Source organism: Nocardia sp. NPDC058497 (assembly GCF_042720195.1).
Taxonomy (GTDB): domain Bacteria; phylum Actinomycetota; class Actinomycetes; order Mycobacteriales; family Mycobacteriaceae; genus Nocardia.
Genome location: NZ_JBHXMY010000447.1, coordinates 1 through 5,013 on the forward strand (window position 1 = coordinate 1; position 5,013 = coordinate 5,013).

The following is a 5,013-nucleotide window of genomic DNA, read 5'->3' on the forward strand; positions in this document are numbered from 1 at the left end:
GACTCTTTGGGGCCCGCCGCTGCGCCCCCGACACCGGGGGAGGGCGGCGGCCTGACTTGCCCCCCCCCCACCGGGCGCGGGCGCCCTTACCCCCGCGGGGGTCTCCGCCCATCGTCCAGATAGTGCTGTTTGTCGACCGTGGTCTGGGCCCGCACCGCGGCCTGCCGCACGGGCTGATCGGCGAAGTCGGGTGCCTTGGCCCAGGTCGGGGACATGATTACACGCCCGCTTCGGCTTCTTCGGCCTCGCGCTTGAGACGCAGGTTCTCCGCCACCTCGGCCTCCCATGCCTCGTTCGCCTTGTCGGTGTCGACCTCGAATTCGAAGCGCTGGGTCATCTTCTCGGTGACATCAGCGGCGTCGACGTAGAACTGCTCGTACCAGCGGCGCAGCTGGTAGACCGGGCCGTCCTCCTCACACAGCAGCGGGTTGTCGACCTTGGACTTGTGCTTCCAGATCTCGACATCCTGCAGAAAGCCGTCACCGAAGAAGTCGGTCATCGACTGGGCCAGCTTCTCCGCGGTCGCCGCGTCGATGCCCTTGGGCTTCTCCACCGCCAAGCCGTATTGCAGCACGAACGAGTCGTGATCGATCGGGTAGTGGCAGTTGATCAGCACCACCTTGATCTCGTACCCGCCGTAGATGTTGGTCAGCGGATTGACCATGTAGGACGGTCCGAAATACGACGCTTCCGACTTCAACAGGGTCTCGCCGCCGTACTTGGCCGCCATGCCGACGTCGGGACGGCCCTTGGTCTCGAGGAACTGCGTCGCCACCTGACCCTCGAAGACGTTCTTGAAGTACGTCGGGAAGGCGTAGTGGATGTAGAAGAAGTGCGCCATGTCCACGACGTTGTCGATGATCTCGCGGCAGTTGGCGCCCTCGATGCGCATCGTGTTCCACGTCCACTCGGTCCAACCGCTGTCATGGACCTCGGTCGGGTTGCCCTCGGCGTCGGTGTACGGGCCCTCGATATGCGGGATCGTGACATCGGCGGGCGGTTCGTTGCCCTCGTGGTCGTGCCAGATGAACAGCTGACCGTTGCGCTCGAGCGTGGTCCATCTCCTGGTGCGGGCCAGCGGCGGAACGCGGCGCGCGTAGGGAATCGACGTGCACTTACCGCTGGCGCCCCAGCGCCAGTCGTGGAACGGGCAGGCGATGTCGTCGCCCTTCACCGTTCCCATCGTCAGATCGCCGCCCATATGCCTGCAATAGCCGTCGAGCACACGGATCTCGTCGTTGGTGTCGGTCCATACCACGAGCTTGGTCCCGAAGATCTCGACCGCGTGCGGCTTGCCGTCGCGGAAGGTCTTCGCCAGGCCGACGCAATGCCAGCCGCGCGCAAACCTGGTCGGCGCTGCGCCGACATCGAGTTCCCTCACCTTGGGGTTGACTGCCATCCCGAACCCTCCTTGTTCACTAGAACACGTTACAAAATGAGGCCGCTTCACGCCAGCTGTCCAGCAAAGTTCACTGTTGGACTCTGTTATATCCGAGGTAGGGAGATCTTCTCGACAGAAACGAGAACCTGTTCTAATCTCAGAGTCGACACAGAACCGGTTGTCGATCCGACAAGGCAGGAGCGGGCTCCGAAATGACGCAAGAAGTGATTGAACGGGTCGAGGCACTGCTGCCGACACTGCGTGAACGCGCGCAGGAGGCCGAGGACCTGCGCCGCATTCCCGACGAATCCATGAAGGCGCTGCAGGAGACAGGCTTCTTCCGGCTGCTCCAGCCCAAGCAGTGGGGCGGCCACGCCGCCGACCCGGTCGTCTTCTACGACACCGTGCGCAAGATCGCCAGCGCCTGCGGGTCCACCGGCTGGGTGGCGGGCATCATCGGCGTGCACAACTGGCACCTCGCGCTGTTCGATCAGCAGGCCCAGGAAGACGTCTGGGGCGAGGACACCGACGTGCGGATCTCGTCGTCCTACGCCCCGATGGGCGCGGGCCAGGCGGTCGACGGCGGCTACATCGTGCGCGGCTCGTGGGCCTGGTCCTCGGGTTCCGATCACGCGACCTGGGCCGTCCTGGGCGGTCCGGTGATCAAGAACGGCAAGCCGGTCGACTTCGGCAGCTTCCTGATCCCGCGCTCGGACTACCGCATCGATGACGTCTGGAACGTCGTCGGCCTGCGCGGCACCGGCTCCAACACCGTGGTCGTCGAGGATGTCTTCGTCCCGGCGCACCGCTTCCTGAGCTTCCGCGCGATGAGCGAGGGCCGCGCGCCCGGCCTCGAGCAGAACACCGACGCCGTCTTCAAGATGCCGTGGGGCACCATCCACCCCACCACCATCTCCACGCCGATCGTCGGCATGGGCTACGGCGCCTACGAGGCGCACGTCGAGCACCAGGGCAAGCGCGTGCGCGCGGCCTTCGCCGGCGAGAACGCCAAGGACGATCCGTTCGCCAAGGTGCGCGTCGCCGAGGCGGCCAGCGACATCGACGCCGCGTGGCGTCAGCTCTCGGGCAATGTCGCCGAGGAGTACGCGCTGCTGGTGGCGGGCGAGGAGGTGCCGTTCGATCTGCGCGTGCGCGCCCGTCGCGACCAGGTGCGCGCGACCGGCCGGGTGATCGCCTCGATCGACAAGCTCTTCGAGTCCTCGGGCGCGACCGCCCTGGCAAACGGCACGCCGCTGCAGCGCTTCTGGCGTGACGCGCACGCGGGCCGGGTGCACGCGGCCAACGATCCCGAGCGCGCCTACGTCATGTACGGCACGCACGAGTTCGGCCTGCCCGTCACCGACGCCATGGTGTAGCCGATGACTCAGACCGCTGAAATCACCTACGAATCGACCTCCCGCTACGCGCAGGTCACCCCCGAGCTGAAGCTGCACTACCACGAGGCGGGCGTCGGCAACGGTCCCACGATCGTGCTGCTGCACGGCGGCGGGCCCGGCGCCTCGGCGTGGTCGAACTTCGCCCGCAATATCCCGGTGCTGGCCGAGAACTTCCACGTGATCGCGCTCGACCAGCCCGGTTTCGGCAAGTCCGACAAGCCGGTCGACCACCCGCAGTACTTCGTGCACGCGTCCACCGCGCTGCTCGCGCTGCTGGACCACCTGCAGATCACCGATCGGGTGCACCTGCTCGGCAACTCGCTCGGCGGCGGCACCTCGGTGCGCTTCGCCCTGGACAACCCCAAGCGCGCGGGCAAGCTCGTGCTGATGGGCCCGGGCGGGCTGAGCACCAACCTGTTCGCGCCCGACCCGACCGAGGGCGTCAAGCTGCTCTCGGCGTTCAGCTACGCGCCGACCAGGGAGAACCTGGAGAAGTTCCTGCGGATCATGGTCTTCGACCAGTCGCTGATCACCGAGGAACTGATCGACGAGCGGTTCGCCCTGGCGAGCACGCCCGAATCGCTGGCCGCCGTGCGCGCGATGGGCAAGTCCTTCGCGGGCGCCGACTTCGAGAAGGGCATGCTGTGGCGTGACGCGTACAAGCTGCGTCAGCCCGTACTGCTCATCTGGGGCCGCGAGGACCGGGTGAACCCGCTCGACGGCGCGCTGGTGGCCACCAAGGTCATCCCGCGCGTGCAGCTGCACGTGTTCGGTGGCTGCGGGCACTGGGCGCAGCTGGAGAAGTTCGACGAATTCAACCGGCTCACGGTCGATTTCCTCGAGGAGAAGCAATGAGTATTCGCGCTCTGGGCTACATGCGCATCGAGGCCACCGACATGGCGGCCTGGCGCGAGTACGGCCTCAAGGTGCTCGGCATGATGGAGGGCACCGGGCTCAACCCCGACGCGCTCTACCTGCGCATGGACGATTTCGCCGCGCGACTGGTGATCGTCCCCGGTGAGCAGGACCGGCTGCTGGTCTCGGGCTGGGAGGTCACCGACGCCCCCGGCCTGCAGCAGCTGCGCGAGACCCTGGACAAGGCCGGGGTCGCCTTCACCGAGGGCACCAAGGAGGAGCTGGGTGAGCGCCGCGTCGAGGGCATGATCCGGTTCCAGGATCCGTCCGGGAACACCCTCGAGGCGTTCTACGGCGCGCAGTACCTGGGCCGCCGCTTCGTGAGCCCCTACGGCCACAAGTTCGTCACCGCCGAGCAGGGTCTGGGCCACGTGGTGCTGACCTGCACCGACGATGCGGCGGCGCAGGCCTTCTACCAGGACGTCCTCGGCTTCCGGCTGCGCGACTCCATGCGGCTGCCGCCGCAGATGGTGGGCCGTCCCGCCGACGGCGACCCGGCCTGGCTGCGCTTCTACGGCTGCAACCCGCGTCATCACGCGCTGGCGTTCCTGCCGCTGCCGAATCCGACCGGCATCGTGCACCTCATGGTCGAGGTGGAGAACTCCGACGACGTCGGCCTCTGCCTGGACCGCGCCTACCGCAAGAAGGTGAAGATGTCGGCCACCCTCGGCCGGCACATCAACGACAAGATGCTGTCCTTCTACATGAAGACTCCCGGCGGATTCGATATCGAATTCGGATGTGAGGGACTGGAAGTCGACGACGACGACTGGATCGCGCGCGAATCGACCGCGGTCAGCCTGTGGGGTCACGACTTCACCGTCGGATTCAAGCAGCAATAGGAATGGCGGCGAGGGACATGACCGAACAGATACCGGCGATCGACGGCCGGCAATTTCGTAATGTGCTGGGGCAGTTCTGCACCGGCATCACCGTGATCACCGCGCTCGACCCGGCGGATGAGCCGATCGGCTTCGCCTGCCAGTCCTTCGCCGCCCTCTCCCTCGACCCGCCGCTGGTGCTGTTCTGCCCCACCAAGGGGTCGCGCTCGTGGGCGGCGATCGAGGCGGCGGGCAAGTTCTGCGTGAACGTGCTCGCCGAGGAACAGCAGCCGACGTGCGCGCGCTTCGGCTCCCGCGAGACCGACAAGTTCGCCGGAGTCTCCTGGCACACCTCGGAATTGGGTGTGCCAGTGCTCGACGATTCGCTGGCCACCATCGAATGCACCGTCGACACCGGCGGCGACGGCGGTGACCACAACAAAGGCCAGTGACTTTATAACCACTCACACAGCCCCCGAAAAAAAAAGGTTTTTAAGAG

General features: G+C 66.3%; 4 protein-coding genes and 1 pseudogene. 4 read left to right on the forward strand and 1 reads right to left on the reverse strand.

Going from position 1 to position 5,013, the window contains the following annotated elements:
• Positions 1-217 precede the first annotated feature (217 nt).
• Complete coding sequence (locus tag ACFWPJ_RS24390) at positions 218-1,399, reverse strand: Rieske 2Fe-2S domain-containing protein (RefSeq protein ID WP_378854709.1); 1,182 nt, start codon at positions 1,397-1,399, stop codon at positions 218-220.
• A gap of 194 nt (positions 1,400-1,593) precedes the next feature.
• On the opposite strand from ACFWPJ_RS24390, the gene hsaA reads away from it, so the two are divergent.
• The 4 genes and pseudogenes from hsaA to ACFWPJ_RS24410 all read left to right on the forward strand — a co-directional run.
• Positions 1,594-2,757 carry a 3-hydroxy-9,10-secoandrosta-1,3,5(10)-triene-9,17-dione monooxygenase oxygenase subunit gene (hsaA, locus tag ACFWPJ_RS24395; protein ID WP_378854710.1) on the forward strand — a complete coding sequence of 388 codons (1,164 nt, stop codon included), beginning with the start codon at positions 1,594-1,596 and terminating at the stop codon, positions 2,755-2,757.
• A gap of 3 nt (positions 2,758-2,760) precedes the next feature.
• Complete coding sequence (hsaD, locus tag ACFWPJ_RS24400; RefSeq protein ID WP_232996296.1) at positions 2,761-3,633, forward strand: 4,5:9,10-diseco-3-hydroxy-5,9,17-trioxoandrosta-1(10),2-diene-4-oate hydrolase; 873 nt, start codon at positions 2,761-2,763, stop codon at positions 3,631-3,633.
• Entirely contained in the window at positions 3,630-4,535 is a 906-nt protein-coding gene (hsaC, locus tag ACFWPJ_RS24405; protein ID WP_378854711.1) for an iron-dependent extradiol dioxygenase HsaC, read from the forward strand. Before hsaD ends, hsaC begins: the two co-directional genes overlap by 4 nt.
• A gap of 17 nt (positions 4,536-4,552) precedes the next feature.
• Positions 4,553-4,951: pseudogene (locus ACFWPJ_RS24410) on the forward strand (flavin reductase family protein); the annotation flags it as partial.
• Positions 4,952-5,013: the final 62 nt, after the last annotated feature.